General features: G+C 76.3%; 1 pseudogene. It reads right to left on the reverse strand.

The annotated features are described in order from the left end of the window. Positions 1-21: 21 nt before the first annotated feature. Positions 22-830 (reverse strand): annotated as a pseudogene (locus AC27IO_RS24915) (AraC family transcriptional regulator); the annotation flags it as partial.

Consider the following 830-nt stretch of genomic DNA (forward strand, 5'->3'; position numbering starts at 1 on the left):
CATGGACTGGAGCATCCTGGGCTACCCCGGGCCCAGGCCCGCGGGCGACTGCAGGCCCAGGAAGCGGGCCGGGGGCATGCCCACCGCCCGCCGCACCATGGCGCTGAAGGCGCTGGCGCTGTAGCCCAGTTCGGCCGCGATCTGCCCCACGGGCAGGCGCTCGGCAGCCAGCGCCACCGCCTTGGCCAGGATCACCTGCTGGCGCCACTGCGTGAAGGTGCTGCCCAGCTCGGCGCGGAACAGCCGCGCCACGGTGCGCGGGCTGGCCCCGGTGTCGCGCGCCCAGTCCTCCAGGGCCTCGTGGCGCGTGGGGTCGGCCAGCACGGCCTCGCACAGGTGCAGCAGGCGCTTGTCGCGCGGCAGGTCCACGCCCAGGCGCAGGGCGGCGGCGCGGCGCAGTTCCTCGCAGATCAGGGCGCTCAGGTGGCGCTCGCGCCGCAGCAGCTCGGGCGTCGGGGGGCGTGGCGCTGTCGTCGGGCTCGAAGGGCATCTCGCACACCAGGGGCGGCGCAGCAGGGCGACACCTCCAGCACGCGGCACTGGCGCCAGGCCGCGTCGTCCGCGCGCGCCGCGCCGATGGGCACGCCCGGCCCGCAGCGCCCGCGCGGCTGGTGGAAGTACAGCGTGCGCAGGTCGGCGTCCTGCACCATGGTCACGGCATGCTCCACGCCGGGCGGAATCCACAGCGCGCGCGAGGGCGGCACGATGTAGGTGCCCTGCGCCGCGGTGAGGCGGATCACCCCCGTGGTCGAGATCGCCACTTGCACCCACGGGTGGCGGTGGGGCAGCACCTGCGTGTCGGCGGGCAGCCAGCGGGCCTTGGCGCGCAC

The organism is Acidovorax sp. KNOB132 (assembly GCF_057541515.1).